General features: G+C 67.5%; 16 protein-coding genes. 4 read left to right on the plus strand and 12 right to left on the minus strand.

The features are described 5' to 3' along the window. Window positions 1-14 precede the first annotated feature (14 nt). From C5C17_RS15460 to C5C17_RS15470, 3 genes are all read left to right on the plus strand, one after another. A complete protein-coding gene (locus tag C5C17_RS15460; protein ID WP_181028636.1) occupies window positions 15-557 on the plus strand; it encodes a TetR/AcrR family transcriptional regulator in 543 nt (180 codons plus the stop codon). Between the two features lie 155 nt (window positions 558-712). Next, window positions 713-2236 carry an APC family permease gene (locus tag C5C17_RS15465; RefSeq protein ID WP_104254606.1) on the plus strand — a complete coding sequence of 508 codons (1524 nt, stop codon included), beginning with the start codon at window positions 713-715 and terminating at the stop codon, window positions 2234-2236. 126 nt (window positions 2237-2362) lie between these two features. Continuing rightward, window positions 2363-3601 carry a saccharopine dehydrogenase family protein gene (locus C5C17_RS15470; protein ID WP_104254292.1) on the plus strand — a complete coding sequence of 413 codons (1239 nt, stop codon included), beginning with the start codon at window positions 2363-2365 and terminating at the stop codon, window positions 3599-3601. A 165-nt stretch (window positions 3602-3766) separates the two neighbouring features. On the opposite strand, the gene rbsK is transcribed toward C5C17_RS15470, so the two are convergent. The 12 genes from rbsK to rpmB form a co-directional block, all read right to left on the minus strand. Then, window positions 3767-4696, minus strand: a complete 930-nt coding sequence (gene rbsK / locus C5C17_RS15475; RefSeq protein WP_104254293.1) for a ribokinase — start codon at window positions 4694-4696, stop codon at window positions 3767-3769. Next, window positions 4693-5103, minus strand: coding sequence for a DUF6157 family protein (locus tag C5C17_RS15480; RefSeq protein WP_104254294.1), 411 nt, complete (start codon window positions 5101-5103; stop codon window positions 4693-4695). The genes rbsK and C5C17_RS15480 overlap by 4 nt, the downstream gene beginning before the upstream one ends. Window positions 5104-5742: 639 nt before the next feature. Continuing rightward, window positions 5743-6300, minus strand: coding sequence for a YceI family protein (locus tag C5C17_RS15485; RefSeq protein ID WP_068483909.1), 558 nt, complete (start codon window positions 6298-6300; stop codon window positions 5743-5745). Between the two features lie 163 nt (window positions 6301-6463). Then, a complete protein-coding gene (locus C5C17_RS15490; RefSeq protein ID WP_104254295.1) occupies window positions 6464-7753 on the minus strand; it encodes an ATP-dependent RecD-like DNA helicase in 1290 nt (429 codons plus the stop codon). Then, window positions 7750-9924 (minus strand): bifunctional copper resistance protein CopD/cytochrome c oxidase assembly protein, encoded by a 2175-nt coding sequence (locus C5C17_RS15495; protein WP_258066244.1) that lies wholly within the window; start codon window positions 9922-9924, stop codon window positions 7750-7752. The genes C5C17_RS15490 and C5C17_RS15495 overlap by 4 nt, the downstream gene beginning before the upstream one ends. A 317-nt stretch (window positions 9925-10241) precedes the next feature. Then, window positions 10242-10529 carry an HU family DNA-binding protein gene (locus C5C17_RS15500; protein ID WP_068483913.1) on the minus strand — a complete coding sequence of 96 codons (288 nt, stop codon included), beginning with the start codon at window positions 10527-10529 and terminating at the stop codon, window positions 10242-10244. A gap of 257 nt (window positions 10530-10786) precedes the next feature. Further along, window positions 10787-12505 (minus strand): AMP-binding protein, encoded by a 1719-nt coding sequence (locus C5C17_RS15505; RefSeq protein WP_104254296.1) that lies wholly within the window; start codon window positions 12503-12505, stop codon window positions 10787-10789. 73 nt (window positions 12506-12578) lie between these two features. Then, the gene (locus tag C5C17_RS15510) at window positions 12579-12815 is read right to left on the minus strand and encodes a helix-turn-helix transcriptional regulator (protein WP_104254297.1); all 237 of its coding nucleotides are present in this window, start codon (window positions 12813-12815) and stop codon (window positions 12579-12581) included. Continuing rightward, a complete protein-coding gene (locus C5C17_RS15515) occupies window positions 12815-13438 on the minus strand; it encodes a DUF2975 domain-containing protein (protein ID WP_104254298.1) in 624 nt (207 codons plus the stop codon). The genes C5C17_RS15510 and C5C17_RS15515 overlap by 1 nt, the downstream gene beginning before the upstream one ends. A gap of 233 nt (window positions 13439-13671) precedes the next feature. After that, entirely contained in the window at window positions 13672-13977 is a 306-nt protein-coding gene (rpsN, locus tag C5C17_RS15520) for a 30S ribosomal protein S14 (RefSeq protein WP_068483923.1), read from the minus strand. A gap of 2 nt (window positions 13978-13979) precedes the next feature. Continuing rightward, window positions 13980-14150, minus strand: a complete 171-nt coding sequence (gene rpmG / locus C5C17_RS15525) for a 50S ribosomal protein L33 (RefSeq protein ID WP_068483925.1) — start codon at window positions 14148-14150, stop codon at window positions 13980-13982. Continuing rightward, window positions 14150-14386 (minus strand): 50S ribosomal protein L28, encoded by a 237-nt coding sequence (gene rpmB / locus C5C17_RS15530; RefSeq protein WP_068483927.1) that lies wholly within the window; start codon window positions 14384-14386, stop codon window positions 14150-14152. The genes rpmG and rpmB overlap by 1 nt, the downstream gene beginning before the upstream one ends. 196 nt (window positions 14387-14582) lie before the next feature. Here rpmB and C5C17_RS15535 point away from each other — a divergent pair, with 196 nt between their 5' ends. Further along, window positions 14583-15926, plus strand: coding sequence for a carboxylesterase family protein (locus C5C17_RS15535; protein WP_104254299.1), 1344 nt, complete (start codon window positions 14583-14585; stop codon window positions 15924-15926). Window positions 15927-15936 lie beyond the last annotated feature (10 nt).

Raw genomic sequence — 15936 nt, forward strand, 5'->3', positions numbered from 1 at the left:
GGTACCATTGCCGAATGCTCACCGTCTCCGGTCAGCGGGAGAAGATTCTCACCGCGTACATGAACCTGCTCGTCGACTCCGGCGTGCGCGGGACGACGCTCGAAGCCGTGGGCACCACCTGCAAGCTGTCGAAGGCCGGTGTCCTGCACCACTTCGCGTCGAAGCAGGCCCTCGGCGCGGCGCTCCTCGCCGAACTGCAGGCACAGGCCCGGGTAGACGCCGACAACATGCTCGGCGACCTCGACAGCGCCGTGTCGTACTACATCGTGTCCTCGCAGGATCGCGACAGCCTCCTCGAGCGCCTCGTCGAAGCTGTCTACCGCCTTGCGCAGACCGGTGACACGGATGCGCTGGACGTGCTGCGCGAGTGTCGTGAGGGTTGGTTCGACGCGCTCGTCCGCGCCATCGGAGACCCCGCGGTCGCGCGCCTCGTGCTGTTCGTGGGAGACGGCATGAACCACAACGCGCTGCTCAGCGTCGGAGGGGTCAACGAGAAGTTCATCAACGCGGAGTCCACCGCGGAGATCCTCGGCGCCATCGAGAAGCTTCGCGCGTAGCCCGCCGTCCAGGCATCCTCCCCGGGCGTCCGCTCACGTCTGGAAACACAACCGTTACGACGGGATGCGTGAAATCCCTCGGCGCATCACCAACCGAATGGTAAGTTCGTGCTCACTCCGCGAACGCGGCAGGCCCTTTGATGCGGGAGACAATGATGACCAACGCACAACCCGGCCCGATCACCGAAGCACTGGCGACGCAGACGCCAATCGGTAAGGGCCTCGCCCCGGCACGACTCGGCATCTGGGGGTCGACCGTCATCGGCCTCGCCTCGACCGCCCCGCTCTTCTCCCTCGCCGCGACCCTCGGCTTCGTCGTCATCGCCGTCGGCGAGCAGGCGCCGATCGCGTTCATCCTCGCGTTCATCCCGATGATGTTCACCGCCTTCGCCTACCGCGAGCTCAACAACGAGCTCAACGACTGCGGCACCGTCTTCACCTGGGCGGCCAAGGCCTTCGGCCCCCGCACCGGATGGATGTCCGGCTGGGCCCTCGCGGTCGCCGGCATCCTCGTCATGGCGAACCTCGCCGAGATCGCCTCCGTCTACATCCTGCTGCTCATCGGCGATGGCTCCCTCGCCGAGAATCGCGTGGTCGTCACCCTCTTCGGGGCGCTCATCATCGCGGTCATGACCTGGATCTCGATGCGCGGCATCGAGCTCGGCGAGAAGATGCAGGTCGTGCTGCTGATCATCCAGTACGCCGCCATGGCCGCGTTCGTCGTCGGCTGCCTCATCGGCTACGCCAACGGCACCGCCCCCGACCCGACCCCCATCAGCATCGACTGGTTCAACCCGCTCCTCGCCGACGGACACGGCATGGTGCAGGCCATCATCCTCGCCCTCTTCATCTACTGGGGATGGGACACCTGCCTCGCCCTGACCGAGGAGACCAAGGACCCCAAGAAGACGCCGGGCCGGGCAGCCGTGCTCTCGACCGTGCTGCTCCTCATCACCTACGTCGGCATCACGATCGTCGTCATGATGTACGCCGGCCTCGGCGAGACCGGCACCGGCCTCGCGAACGAGGAGAACGCCGACGACGTCTTCTCCGTGCTCACCGACCTGGCGATGGGGCCGTGGGGCTGGTTCCTCGTGCTCGCCGTCGCCGTCTCGTCACTGTCGTCCTCCCAGACGACGATCCTCCCCACCGCGCGCGGCACCTTCGCGATGGGCGTCTACAAGGCCCTGCCCGCACGCTTCGCCGTCGTCAGCGAGAAGTCGAAGACCCCGACCTTCTCGACCCTCCTGATGGGCATCGTCGCGATCCTCTACTACGTCGGCATGAGCTTCGTCTCGAACAGCGTCCTCCAGGACTCCATCCTCTCCATCGGCCTCGCCATCGCGTTCTTCTACGGCATCGCGAGCTTCGCCTGCATCTGGTACTTCCGCACGAGCCTCTTCTCGTCGGCGCGCAACTTCGCGTACCGCTTCCTGTTCCCGCTGCTCGGCGGCGTGTTCATGGTGTGGGCGTTCATCCAGTCGGCAATCGACATGGCGAACCCCGAGTACGGCTACACGACCTTCTTCGGCCTCGGCAGCGCGTTCGTCATCGGCATCGGCTCGTTCGTCATCGGCTTCATCCTCATGTTCGTCTGGGCCGCGATGCCCGGATCGAAGGACTACTTCGAGAAGCGCACCATCAACCGCCACTCGGCGATCCTCGCCCCCGAGGACTGATTCCCTGCGTGAGGCGCCCTGCGATTCCGCGGGGCGCCTCGCTTGCTCACCGCCACCTACCAACCGCACGGTTCTCCCCCGCGAGCCGGACGCCATCCATCGCACGTGATCAACGAAAGGCCCATCGTGCACATCCTCATCATCGGTGCAGGAGGCGTCGGCGCAGCCGCCGCCCGCATCGCGAAGCGCCGCAGCTTCTTCGACTCCTGCCTCATCGCCGACTACGACCCCACCCGGCCCGAAGACCTCATCGCCGAGCTGGCTGACTCCCGCTTCCAGGCGGCGCAGGTCGACGCATCCGACCCCGCAGCCGTCGACGCCCTCGTGCGCGACAACGACATCACCCACGTCCTCAACGCCGTCGACCCACGCTTCGTGATGCCCATCTTCACAGGCGTCACCGCAGCCGGCGCGACCTACCTCGACATGGCGATGAGCCTCTCCAAGCCGCACCCCGAGCACCCGCACGAGCAGACGGGCGTGAAGCTCGGCGACGAGCAGTTCGAGCACGACGCCGCACTCAAGGAGCGTGGCGTGCTCGCCCTCTGCGGCATCGGCGTCGAGCCCGGCCTCTCCGACGTGTTCGCCCGCTACGCCGAAGACGAGCTGTTCTCCGAGATCGACGAGCTCGGCGTGCGCGACGGCGCCAACCTGACCGTCGAGGGCTATGACTTCGCCCCGTCCTTCTCGATCTGGACGACGATCGAGGAGTGCCTCAACCCACCGGTCATCTACGAGCGAGAGCGCGGCTGGTACACGACACCACCATTCAGCGAGGCAGAGGTCTTCGACTTCCCCGAAGGCATCGGCCCCGTCGAGTGCGTCAACGTCGAGCACGAAGAAGTGCTGCTCATGCCGCGGTGGACCGACGCGAAGCGCGTCACCTTCAAGTACGGGCTCGGCCAGGAGTTCATCGACGTCCTCAAGACGCTGCACATGCTCGGCCTCGACAGCACCGACCCCGTGAGCGTCAAGGGCCAGCAGGTGTCGCCCCGCGACGTCGTCGCTGCGGTCCTCCCCGACCCGGCCAAGCTCGGAGACCGGATGCGCGGCAAGACCTGCGCCGGACTCCTCGTGACCGGCAAGGGCAAGGACGGCGAGCCCAAGCAGGTGTACCTGTACCACGTCGCCGACAACGAGGAGACGATGGCGAGGGACAACTCGCAGGCCGTCGTCTGGCAGACCGCCATCAACCCCGTCATCGCGCTCGAGCTCCTCGCGACGGGTGCCTGGTCGGGCGCCGGCGTGCTCGCACCGGAGGCGTTCGACGCGAAGCCGTTCCTCGAGCTCCTCGGCGGCGCAGAGCCGGCCGGCTACGGTTCGCCGTGGCACGTGCAGGACCGCAGCGCCGAACTGACCGCGTAGACCCCCAGCTCGACAGCTCGCCTGACCAACTTCAGTGCAATATTGGCCCGAACGTGCCGCTTCGGCCCCGACTGGCCCGATATTGCACTGATGTTGGTCAGCGAGTCCGCAGCACGTCCTCGATCCGGCGCGGCGAGCGTCGATTCGTCCAGCGAGTTGGCCGCGTCAGCGGGCGAGCAGCGCCTCAATCGCGGCTGCGGTGGGGATGCTCGGCGAGGCGCCGCGCCTCGAGACGGCGAGGGCGCCGGCCGCCGCTCCGTAACGGATCGCGGCCTCGAGGGGCTGCCCGCCTGCGAGTGCTGCCCCGAGCGCGCCCGCGAAGGCATCACCCGCAGCCGTCGTGTCGACAACCTCAACCTGGACCACGGGGAACGTCTCCACGTGGTCCGTGGTCACAAGCGTCGTCCCAGCTCCTCCCCGCGTGATGAGCGCTGCGCCGACACCGCGGTCGAGGAACCAGCGCCCCGCTTGCGCGGCGCTCGCCTCGCTCTCGACGACGACACCCGTGAGCATGCGCGCCTCCGTCTCGTTCGGTGTGACGATGTCGACCGACGCCCACACCTTCCCGTCGAGGGCGACGGCGGGGGCCGGGTCCAGGATGGTCGTGAGCCCCGCATCCCGCGCCGTGCGCAGGATGCAGTCGGTCAGCCGCTCGGGCGTCTCCAGCTGGGTGAGCAGCACCGAGCTCGTCGCAGCGGCGTCGCCGATGCCCTGCAGCACCATGGACTCCTCGAGGGCGTCGTTGGCGCCCGGCACGATGACGATCGAGTTCTCGCCGGTCGCGTCCACGCGGATGTGCGCGATCCCGGTCTCCCGAGCCACGGCGCGCACGCCGCCGACGGCAACCCCGGCGGACCGCAGTTCCCGCACGACCATCTCACCGAAGGCGTCCTCACCAACGCACCCGATGAATGCAGTCGGTGCTCCTGCCCGAGCGGCCGCGACGGCCTGGTTCGCGCCCTTGCCGCCGAGCGCGAGGCTGAAGCTCTCACCGCGGAGGGTCTCACCGTGCCCCGGCGCGCGCGTCGAGAAGGCGGTGAGGTCGGCGGACACACTGCCGACGACAAGCACCCCGGCTCGTTCCAAGCCGCTCATGCGCGCTTCGAGCGCATCGCCTTGAGCTGCTTGAGCGACTCGTCGCCCGCCTTCTCCTCATACTCGTCGGTACCCAGCGGAACAAGCGCGATGCGCGCCTCCCCGTCGGAGTGGATGCCCCAGCCCCAGCGCTTCCCGAGCGGCGAAGCGCGCAGGCACGCCTGGTCCTTCGCGAAGAACGCTGCCCGCGCCGCCTCGCGCTCCTCATCCGGGATCGCGTTGCGGACGGCGTAGGTCTCGAAGAGCACGTCGTCTGACGTGTACTCGTACGGATGCTCGCTGACGAGCTTGTGCTGCAGGCTCGCGACGGTCGGCCCCTTCGCCGACTCCGGCGGTGCCTCCGCCTCATCGACGGGGCAGTCGTCGGCGATCTGGATGAACGTGCTGGTGTAGTTCGTCGTCCCCATGGGCAGAGCCTACGGGTCCGCGGCGCCAGGGACCAGACGAGCGAACTGCGCGCAGCATCGCAAGCGTGACCGGTTGTACCGGAGGCGAGCTTCGAGAGCGACACCTATGGCGTGCGGTTCCGGAGTTCCGAGTCTGACCGGAGCGCCGTCAGCTACGAGGAGGGCGCGTTGGGGATGACCGTTGCCGACCAGCAGCTGTGGGTCGAGGAGAAGTTCCTGATCTCGCAGTGCATGCGCGAGAAGGGCATCGAGTACCGCTTCCGGCTCCCCTGGCAGCTGCACCCCGACGACCGGAGCGAGGCGAACGAGCAGTACGGCGAGGATGAGCTGCTCGCCCTCTACGGCGAGCCCGCACCAACGGGTCCGGACGACTGGACGCAGCACAGATGTTCGGGCTTCGCGGAGCATGAGATGAGCCCGAGCGGCACGACCTACCGGGGGCCGCGGCCGCACGACATCACGCGCGGCGCGCTCCTCCCATGTCATTCGCTGGGTGCGCGCCGCCCTGCGCCCCGCGGTGGTGCCGACGCGGAGAAGGCCGGATGCGTGGCATCCGGCCTTCTCGTGCGCGTTCGGGGGAAACGCGCGACACGATCGGGGGAGATCGTGCCTCGGTCGCCGAAGCGACCAGGGTTGGGACTACTGGGCGAGCGTCGCCTGCACGTCGAGGTTGATCGTGACGGTGTCGCCGAGCGTGAGGCCACCGGCCTCGGTCGGTGCGTTCCAGTTGACGCCGAAGTCCTTGCGGTTGATCTTCGTGACCGCTTCGAAGCCGAGCTTCTTCTGGCCGTAGCCGTCGGTCGTGATGCCGCCGAACTCGACATCGAACGTGACGGGCTTGGTGACGCCGCGCAGCGTGAGCTCGCCGTCGACCTTGACCGAGTCGCCCTCGACACGCGTGGCGGAGGAGGCGAACGTGAAGGTCGGGAACTCCTCGGCGAGGAAGAAGTCGGAGGTCGCGAGGTGCTGGTCGCGTGCGGGCTGCTTCGTGTTGACGGATGCGACCTCGACCTCGGCGTTGACCGTGGACTCCTCGATGGTCTCGCCGGTCGTGATGACACCCGAGAAGGTCTCGAAGCCGCCACGGACCTTGCTGATGGCGAGGTGGCGGACGACGAAGCCGACCTCCGTGTGGGTGGGGTCGATGTTCCAGGTGCCGGCGGTCCAGCCGTTGATGTCTGCTGCGCTGATGCTCATGTCTTCTCCTGAAGGCTCGGGTGTTGTCTCGGTCAAGTCCTGGACAACGTAACACATTGTTGCGGATACAAGTTATTCAAACGCATAGAGATGTGACGGTATTCCGACCGGCAGGAGAAACTTCGGTGAACTCGTCGACGACCCCACCGAACGCGGCAAGCAGCTAGGCCTGCTGCTGCTTCGCTGCCGCACTCACCGACTTCATGAAGCGCAGCACGTTGTCGTCGACGAAGATGTCGTTCGGCTGCAGCGGGCGCGACAGGTGCAGCCCGTCGAGGGCGCGGATGCGTGACAGCGCCACGTAGGTCTGACCGGGCGAGAAGGCCCGCGCGCCGAGGTCGACCACCGCGCGATCGTAGGTCTTGCCCTGCGACTTGTGGATCGTGACTGCCCACGCGAGACGCAGCGGGAACTGCGTGAACTCCCCGACGACGTCCCGCGACAGCTCACGCGTATCCGGCGAGTACGAGTACTTCAGCTTCTCCCACACAAGCGGTTCGACCTCGTGCTCGTCACCGTCGATCTCGACGTAGACGGTCTTGTCGATGCGCGTGACCTCGCCGATGGAGCCATTCACCCAGCGCCCGTCGGAGTCGTTGCGCAGGAACATGACCTGCGCGCCGACCTTCAGGTCGAGGCGCTCGTCGGCGGGGAAGTTGCGCCCGCCGAACTCGCCGGAGATGTCGGCGTTGGCGGTCATCGACGCGCCCGGCAGGCGCTCGAGGTTCTGCGCGTTGATACGCGACACCTGAGCGTTGCGGGACGCGAGCGTGATGGTGCCGTCGGCTGGGGCAGGCCTGGCGCCGACCGTGTTGAGACGGTTCGCCATGTCGGCCGTGACCTGCCCGTACCTGACGGCGGTGAGGATGTTCTTGAACTCGTCCTCGTGCTGCCGGTGGATCTCACGCAGCGCGTGGATGCGCAGCTCCGCCTCCTGCCACACCTTCGCGTCGAAGAACCAGAGCGAACGGTAGTGGTCGCGGAAGTACGCACGCTCGTCCGGGTCGGACGGCGGCACGGGTGCCAGCTGGAACGGGTCCCCGAACATGACGAGCTGCACGCCGCCGAACGCCTCGTTCCCCCGCTGCCTCGCCTGCCGCAGCGACCGGTCGATGGCGTCCATGAGGTCGGCGCTCACCATCGACACCTCGTCGATGACCAGGGTGTCGATCTTGTTGAGCAGCTTGCGGACGTCGCCGTTCTGTTCGATCGGCGCATCCCCGATGACACCGATCGGCAGCTTGAAGAGCGAGTGGATGGTCTGCCCGCCCACGTTGAGGGCCGCGACTCCCGTAGGCGCCGCGATGACGAGCTGCTTCGAGGTGTGCCACGCGAGGTGGTTGAGCAGCGTCGACTTGCCGGTCCCGGCGCGACCCGTCACGAAGAGGTGGTCGCGCGTGTGCTCGATCGCGTCGAACACACCCTGCTGCTCCGGGGTGAGGACGATCGTCACTGCTTCGCCCCCTGCTCTGCGTCACGCTCGAGCTGCGCCTCCTGCTCGCGCCGGTCCTGCTTGCGCTTCTCGAGCGCCGCAGTGCGGTCGGCCATCACCTTCAGCTGCGCGTTGTACGCCTCGAGCTCCGCGTCGCCGTCCCGGTCCGCCTTCCGGTCGCGCCGCTTGGCCTCCCGATCGTCGGAGCGAGACCACGAGAACGCCACCAGCATGGCGAGGATGACCGTCGGCACCTCGCCGACACCCCAGGCGATCGCGCCGCCGATCTGCTGGTCGGTGATCGCATCCGCACCCCACGGCCTGCCCATCGCCCCGTACCAGTCGGCGAGCAGCAGCCCCGTTCCGCTCATGATGCTGAGGCCGAAGAACGCGTGGAACGTCATGACGAGCACCAGTGCGATGAGGCGCATCGGGTAGGGAGCGCGTGTGCCGATCGGGTCGATGCCGATGAGCGCGTTCGCGAACAGGTAGCCGACGATGAGGAAGTCGGCGATCATCCACATGTGCCCGACGTGGTCGGTCACCGCCCAGCGGAACAGCGGCGTGTAATAGAAGACGAGCAGCGAGCCAGCGAAGACGACGGCGGAGACGATGGGGTGCGAGAAGAACTTCGCCCACTTCGAGTGCACGAACTTCAGCGCCCACTCGCGGGTCCCCATGCTGCCGTCGTGGCGCGCGTGCACGGCGCGAAGCAGCAGCGTCATGGGCGCTGACAGCACGAACATGATCGGCACCAGCATGGTGAGGAACATGTGCTGCGTCATGTGGAAGCTGAAGACGAACTTGCCGTAGACGATGAGCGAGCCGTTGACGAGGTAGAGCAGGATGAGGATGCCGAGGACAAACGAGATCGTGCGTCCCAGCGGCCACTCGTCGCCGCGGCGGCGGAGGCGCAGCACACCGGCGATGTAGAAGAACAGCGCGAAGAGGCACAGAGTTGTCCACATGGGGTCGAGGCGCCACTCGGTGAGCAGGCGGAAAGGCTCGAACTCGGGCGGAAGCGGGTCGCCCGTCAGCAACTGGGCCGGTGACGGCGACGCGAGCTGGTCTGCCGTGACCTCGGTGACGGGCGACGGCGTACGGCCCAGGGCCGCCGCCGCACCGGAGGCGATACCCATGAAGGCGAGTTCGAGCGACACGAGCCACACGAGCGGCTTGCGAGTGGATGTGCCCTGCTCGACCGCAGCGCGCATCCGGTTGATGAGTCCGCGCCGCTGCGCCCAGCCGATGAAGCCGAGCACGATCAGCACGACCGCCTTCACGATGACGATGACCCCGTATGGCGTGACGAGTTCGGCGAACGAGCCGATGTTCGCGACGCTCGCGACGACCCCGGACGCGGCGACCACGATGAAGGCGATGAGTGCGAGCGTCGAATAGCGTTCGAGCACCGCCAGACGACGGACGTCGGGCAGGCGCGGGGCGAGGATCGCCACGACGAGCAGCCCTCCGAGCCAGAGCGCCGCACCCATGTAGTGCAGGGTGATGCCGCCGACGACGGTCTCGTGGTTCGCGGCGCCCGCGGCGTGCCCCTGCGCTCCGAGCGGCCACAGGCAGAAGAACGAGAATGCCGCGGACAGGCCGATCATCCAGGGGCTACGGCTCGCGAACACGACGATCGACAGCAGGAGGACCATGCCGACCGCGAGCACCCAGGCCTGGCCGAGCTCCAGCGACGTGAAGAAGAACAGGAGGCCCTGGCCGAACGCCGCGTCGAACGAGAACGCGGCGTTGGAGATCTGCAGGTACGTGAGGAACGCCGCGGAGAACGTGGAGACAACCCAGGCGGCGGCACCAGACGACGCGATCGTCATCGCGCGCTCGAACTCCGGCTGCTTTCGGCTGGCCGCCCACGCGGCGAGCACCAACGCGCCGATCGTGACCGACGCGGACAGGTTCAGGGCCAGGCGGGCGATCGGCACACCCCACATGACGACGGGGCCCGGGTCGGAGACGATCAGTGCCTTCGCACCGCCGCCGTAGGCGAGGCCCCAGACGACCGCGGCGAGGGCGGCGAGGAGGAAGAGCGCGGGGCCGAGGACAACCATCCGCTTCGTGTGGAGCGACCAGGAGTCCGCGTTCGCGCGATTGCGCTCAGCCTTGCTGGCGGTCTTGCCTGCGGCTGCCGCCGTCTTCTCGTCTCTGGAACCGGGGACGAGGGGCGTAGGCATGATCATCAAGTGTAGATCGTCGCCGCCGGACGGGCTCTTCATCCACAAGCGGATGCACACGCCGGGCACCGCGGGGGCGGGGCGCCGCGGCGATCTCCGGGTGGCCTTCACGCACGCGGATGGCTTGCAACCCATCCGCGTGCGTGGAAGCCATCCCGAAATCTGGCAGTGGCGGCAACTCGGCGGAATCCAGCGCACCGGAATCGAGCACATCGGATGGGGCCTGCGATGGCGGCACGGATGCGGTGCGAGCCGCGCACACGAACGCGGGGCCGCTCCCGAGTGGAAGCGACCCCGCGTGCGTTCAGGCGCGAAGACTACTTAGCTGCGGCCTTGAGCTTCGAGCCAGCCGAGATCTTGACGCCCTTCGAGGCGGCGATCTGGATGGCTTCACCCGTCTGAGGGTTGCGGCCGGTGCGTGCGGCACGAGCGGTCTGCTCAACGGAGAGCCAGCCCGGGATCGTGACCTTGGTGCCCTTGGCAACGTTCGAGGCGAGCTCGCTGAAGAGTGCGTCGAGGACGCTTCCAACAACAGCCTGGCTCTGGCCGGTCTCAGTCGCGATCGCGGCAACGAGTTCGGTCTTGTTCACAGTCTTGTCTGCCATATGTCCTCCTTAGGACGCAGCCCCGCCCTTGCGAGTGCAGCATGTTGGGTTCAGAAGTCCTGCAGTTCCGCGGGATTCCGCGGCAGGACCTTCGTCAACCTACCAAAACCCGGGCCCCTGGCATGCAGATTCGCCTGACACGCCGCGTCTTGCCACCCAATTCACCGGTTTGGGGCCTTTCTGGACCGGATCGATCCCCGGATCGGCGCTGAATCGCCGGAGCCGCGAGGACTGCGCTCGGCGGCGTCGACCCTCACTCAGCGCCGCTTGATCTCCGGGAAGTCATCGTCGCGCCATTCGCCGTCGAGCCGCGCGCCCTCAGCCTCGATCTCCCGGTTTCGGAGTTCGACGCGGCGGATCTTGCCTGACGCGGTCTTCGGCAACTCGAAGAACTCGAGACGCCGGACTCGCATGTACGGCGGCATGACGGCGCGAGCATGCCGGAGCACCTCGAGGGCAGTCTGCCGGTTGGCCTCCCAGCCCGCCGCGAGCGTCACGTAGGCCTTCGTGATGTTGAGCTTCGTCGCGTCCGGCGCTCCGACGACACCCGCCTCGGCGACGGCGTCGTGCTCGAGCAGGAGACTCTCGACCTCGAACGGCGACACCTTGAAGTCGGAGGACTTGAAGACGTCGTCGGTGCGTCCGACGAAGGTGATGCATCCGTTCTCGTCCCGAGTCGCGACGTCGCCCGTGTGGAAGAAGCCGCCGCGCACCGCGTTGTCGGTCGCCGCGGGCGAGCCCAGGTACTCGGTCATGAGGTTCACTGGGCGCTGGCCGCGCATGTCGAGGCAGATCTCGCCCTCGTCGCCCGCCGTTCCCGTGACGGGGTCGAGCAGCACGACGTCCATGCCCGGCAGCGGATGCCCCATCGCGCCTGGCTTGATGACGGACCCCGGCGCGTTCGCGATGAGAGCCGTGGTCTCGGTCTGTCCGTAGCCGTCGCGGATCTCGAGTCCCCACCAGTCGTCGATGCGCGCGATGACCTCGGGATTGAGGGGTTCGCCGGCGGAGAGCAGTTCACGCATGGCCCGCGGCTTCTCGCTCTTGCCGTGCTGCACGAGGATGCGCCAGACCGTCGGCGGCGCGCAGAACGAGGTCGCACCGGCCTTGTCGAGCTGCTCGAGCAGCAGCTGCGCATCGAACCGCTCGTAGTTGACGACGAACACGGTGGCCTCCGCGTTCCAGGGCGCGAAGAAGCTGCTCCAGGCGTGCTTGCCCCAGCCGGCGGCGCTGATGGCGAGATGCACCCCGCCAGGCTCCACGCCGATCCAGTACATCGTCGAGAGGTGCCCGACGGGGTACGAGCGGTGCGAGTGGACCACGATCTTCGGGTGACTCGTCGTGCCTGACGTGAAGTAGATGAGCGCGGCGTCGTCGCTTGCCGTCTGCTTCACGACCGGCGCATCCGGTGCGTCGTAGATGTCGTTGAAGTCGAGCCACGAGTCGCGAGCTGCGCCGTCGAGCCCGGCACCCACCTGCACGATGCGGTAGCTGCCGATGACGTTGTCGAACTTCGCCGCGTCGGCTTCCTCTGCGATGACGAGCCGAACCCTGGCTCGCTCGACGCGGTCGTCGAGGTCGTGCGGGCCGAGCACGACGGAGGTGGGCAGGATCACGGCGCCGAGCTTCAGTGCGCCGAGCATCGCCTCCCACAGCTCCCGACGGTTGCCGAGCATGAGCATCACGACGTCGCCGCGGCGGATGCCCTGGGCTTCGAGCCAGTTCGCGACCCGGTTGGAGCGGCGGCGGAGGTCGTCGAAGCTGTACTTCGCCTCGCTGCCGTCGGCTTCCACGATCCACAGCGCTGTGCGGTCGTTGCCCTCGGCGATCTCGTCGAACCAGTCGAGGGCCCAGTTGAAGCGGTCGCCGACGTCTGGCCACTCGAACTCACGGCGCGCCCGCTCCGCATCCGTGCGGAGGGCGAGCAGCTGGTCGCGTGCGCTGCGGAAGGCGGAAACTTCACGAACATCTGACATGCGTGCCATTCTCACGCACGCCACCGACATCGCGCCGCCGATCGGAATGCTCGCGGGCAGGTCGGCGCAACGATCAGCGAGGCGGCAGGTAGTCGAGGAGCTCGCCCGGCTTGCATTCGAGCACGGCGCAGAGCCTCGCGAGCGTCTCGAAGCGCACCGCCTTGGCGCGGTTGTTCTTGAGCACCGACAGGTTGACGACGCTGATGCCGACACGTTCGGACAGGTCGACGAGGGTGATGCCGCGCCTCGCCATGATCTCGCCAAGGTGGCACACGATGTAGTGCGGCTCCTCGAGGGGCTCCGGCACCATCAGACGAGGCCTTCCTGGTCCTGCTCCAGGCGCGCGCCACGGCGCATGATGAGGTTCACGACGAGCAGGATCACGAGGATGAGGAGGAACGTCCACGTCTGGTCGAGGATGGTCGGCTCAGGCGCGTCGGACCCGCTCCACCCGAGCTTCGCGATCGTCCAGTTCGTACCGAGGAGCTCGAAGAAGCCCGGGGCCGCGAGGGAAGCGACGACCAGCCCAGACGACCAGTCGAGGAGGCGGATGCTCTTGCGTCCGAAGAAGTCACCCTTCGCGAGGTTCCTGGCGAAGAGGAGGAGCATCCAGACTGCGGCGAGGCTCAGGACGGCGCCGATGATCTGTCCGATGAGGAGCAGCACGAGCGCGCCGGTTGGCAGGAGATCCCCGGCGACGAGGATCGTCGAGGCACCATCGAGCGGAACGTCGGCCCCGACGGGGGTCGGCAGGGAGACGGATGTTCCCTCGAACGACGCGTTGACGCGCACGCTGCCGTCGACGAAGTAGCCGATGACGTTCTCGAGGGGCTTCAGGACGACGAGGCCTGCTGCGACGATGCCGAGCGGCCAGAGGTAGCCGAGCTCCTTCGCTTCGCGGTCGGTGCCTGCTGGATTCTGTCGTGCGTTCATGGTCTTCCTCCATATCGTTTCTCGTTATGCATAACGATAAACGATATGGCCGGATGCGCAACCCCTGGCTCGCATCCCGTTTCGGGATGGCTTCCACGCTTCCGGATGCCTTGCAACCCATCCGGAAGCGTGCAACCCATCCCGAAAGTGGCGCGACGGAACGCACGAAACCCCCGAGCGAAGACGCTCGGGGGTTTCGGGGAAGCACTACGCCATCACTGGCGGGCTGGTGGCTACCAGCTCGACTTCGTGATTCCTGGAAGCTCACCGCGGTGAGCCATGTCGCGGAAGCGGACACGCGAGATGCCGAACTTCGAGACGTGGCCGCGGGGGCGTCCGTCGATGCTGTCGCGGTTGCGGACGCGGACCGGCGAAGCGTTGCGGGGAAGCTTCTGCAGGCCGACGCGAGCTGCCTCGCGCGACTCGTCGGTGCCGTTCGGGTCGACAAGAGCCTTCTTCAGCTCTGCGCGGCGTTCCGCGTAGCGCTCGACGATGACCTTGCGCTGCTCGTTCTTGGCGATCTTGCTCTTCTTGGCCATGTTTAGCGCTCCTCTCGGAATTCGACGTGCTTGCGGATGACCGGGTCGTACTTCTTGAGCACGAGGCGGTCAGGCGTGTTGCGACGGTTCTTCTTCGTCACGTAGGTGTAGCCCGTTCCAGCGGTGGAGCGGAGCTTGATGATCGGACGTACGTCCTGGCTCTTCTTCGCCATTAGAACTTGACTCCCTTCGCACGAAGCTCAGCGACGACGGACTCGATGCCGCGTGCGTCGATGACCTTGATGCCCTTAGCCGAAAGCGTCAGCGTGATCGTGCGCTTCATGGAAGGCACGAAGTACTTCTTCTTCTGGATGTTCGGGTCGAACCGACGGTTGGTCCGTCGGTGCGAGTGCGAGATGTTGTGACCGAATCCGGGAACCGCCCCGGTCACCTGGCACACTGCTGCCATTGTTTCCTCCGTAGATACCGCGGGAACCAGAAGGCCCCGCCCAAGATCTCTTGTCTGCGTCGGTGGCGGTTGCACACCAACACGGTCGCGCCAGAGGGGAACCCCGGCGCACCAAGGGTCGAGCTTAGGCGACACGCCCGGGAGAGCGCAAGCTTGGGCCGTACGAAGGCGCGCGAGCGGGGTGAAAGACTCGAGCATGGCCTCCTCCCCCACGTTCTCTCCTCCCTGCGGTCCCGTCACGGGATGGACCGAGGAGTGGCCAGGCGAGGTGCCGTTGGTGCGAGCCACGGGCATCCGGTACGCCGCGGCCCGCAGGTTCGAGGCCCCGCTGCCAGCTCCCGACCGCACCGAGGTGTTCGAGGCGACGAGCTGGTCGCCGGCCTGCCCGCAGGCCCCCATGCCCGTGCTCGAGGAGGTGCTCGGCGGTGGCATCGGCGAGCTCGGCGTGGACGAGGACTGCCAGCGACTCTCGATCACGCTGCCCGGCGACCTCGCTCCGGGCGAGCAGCTGCCGGTGATGGTGTGGATCCACGGCGGCTCGTACGTCTCGGCCGCCGGTGACGCCGCGGTCATGGATCCAGCTCCCCTGGTCGCGGAGCAGCGCGTGGTCGCGGTGAACGTGACGTTCCGGCTCGGCTTGTTCGGGTTCCTGGGTGGGTCGGATGCGCGTCCCGCCAACCTGGGGCTGCTCGACATCCTCGAGGCGTTCCGCTGGGTGCAGCGCAATATCTCGGCGTTCGGCGGCGACCCGGCCCGGGTCACGGCGTACGGGCAGTCTGCCGGTGCGCACGCGATCGCGCAGCTGATGGCGCTGCCGGAGGCCCCGAGCCTGTTCCGGCGCGCGATCATCCAGAGCGCTCCACTCAACGTGGAGGGTGGCCGCGAGGAGATGCAGGGCAGGATGCTCGAGGCGACCGCCGAGCTCACTGCCGAGAGTCCCGTGGCAGCAGTGGTCCGCGCGCAGGCCGCGGCGTCGCGCGCATCCGCCGAGTACGGCCTGCAGGGCGCGATGTCGTTCAGCCCACAGCACGGCGCGGACCCGCTGCCGGACACTGCGGGCGTGCTCGCGGGTCGCGATTCGAACGCGCCCGCGATCGATGTGCTCATCGGTTACACGTCGGAGGAAGCGCTGCTGTTCGTGCCGCGCATCCCCGCGACCAAGCGGCTCAGCGAGCTGCCGGTCGTCGGGAGGCCGCTGACGAAGGCGGTCGTGAGCGCGCTCACCTGGGTCGTCTACCGGCGCGACGCGGCACGGTTCGCGAGGCGGCACGTGCGGGCCGGTGGGCGCGCATCCACGTATGTCGTGAGCTGGCGCGCGCCGCACAACATGTGGGGCGCGTGCCACATGATCGATCTGCCCCTGCTCTTCGGCAGCGAACGGACATGGAGTCGTGCCCCGCTCGTGCGAGGCGCTAGCTGGACTGAGATCAACCGTGTTGGCAGGCGGATGCGTGCCGTCTGGGGCGAGTTCGCGCGCGGCACCCTGCCCGCCGAAGCCGACAGCATCCCGGGCGCCGCGAGCTTCCGTCGCCGTGGCTGAGCGTCGCCGC

Source organism: Pseudoclavibacter sp. RFBA6, from assembly GCF_002931575.1.
Lineage (GTDB): Bacteria > Actinomycetota > Actinomycetes > Actinomycetales > Microbacteriaceae > Pseudoclavibacter > Pseudoclavibacter terrae.